The 957-nt window shown below is 42.8% G+C and carries 1 protein-coding gene; it reads left to right on the plus strand.

Annotated elements, in window-relative coordinates; all coding sequences use genetic code 11:
* Positions 1 to 280 precede the first annotated feature (280 nt).
* Positions 281 to 957 (plus strand): radical SAM protein (locus A3738_RS08035; RefSeq protein WP_156504089.1); only part of this gene is annotated, 677 nt, incomplete at its 3' end.

The following is a 957-nucleotide window of genomic DNA, read 5'->3' on the forward strand; positions in this document are numbered from 1 at the left end:
AATCGTTACCGTTATTGTGAGATTAGATAAATATCAGGGCTTAGCCACCATGTTTATGTAAGAAAATGATATAGAAATGCTACCGTTTATAGCCCAGCTGGTCATAAATAGTGCGGCGTCCCACAAAATTCGCCTTTCTTTGTAACATTCGTTAACAACTGGCTCTACCGACCCTACTTTTAGGGTAGTGCTGGTGATGGATTCTTGAATGCAACGTAAGTGCTGATCCGCTATACTTCCGCGCCATCAATCCCGTCTTTTATTGAGATATTTCGTTAGTATGAGTGAAGTTAATAATCCTTCTGATGATAAAGCTAAGGTTTCGTCCTCTGGTAAAGTAGGTCTGGTTCAATTAGGTTGCCCGAAAAACCTCGCGGACTCAGAACGATTGCTGACTCAGTTGCAATTAGATGGCTATGACATCGTTCCAAGTTATCAAGATGCGGATGTTGTTGTCGTGAATACCTGCGGTTTTATCGACGCGGCAAAGCAGGAATCACTGGATGCAATTAACGAAGCGCTGTCAGAGAATGGTAAAGTGATTGTTACGGGCTGCATGGGTAAGGGTGCCGATGCGGATCTAATCAAGCAACAAAACCCTGATGTATTGAGTGTGAGTGGTCCAGCTGATTATGAGACTGTGCTTAATACTGTTCATGAATATATTCCGCCAATCGAGGATGCAAAACATTACAGCGATATGGTGCCTTCGCAAGGCGTTAAATTAACGCCACCGCATTTTTCTTATCTGAAAATATCTGAAGGGTGTAATCATCGTTGTGCATTTTGCATCATTCCGCATATGCGAGGTGATCTAGTAAGCCGACCAATCTCTTCTGTTTTAGAAGAAGCACAAAAACTCGTTAATGCGGGTACGCGCGAGCTACTCGTTATTTCACAAGATACGAGTGCTTATGGTGTTGATGTTAAGTACAAGCTTGATTTTAACGCGGGCTC

The sequence above is a fragment of the Oleiphilus sp. HI0066 genome, assembly GCF_001635725.1.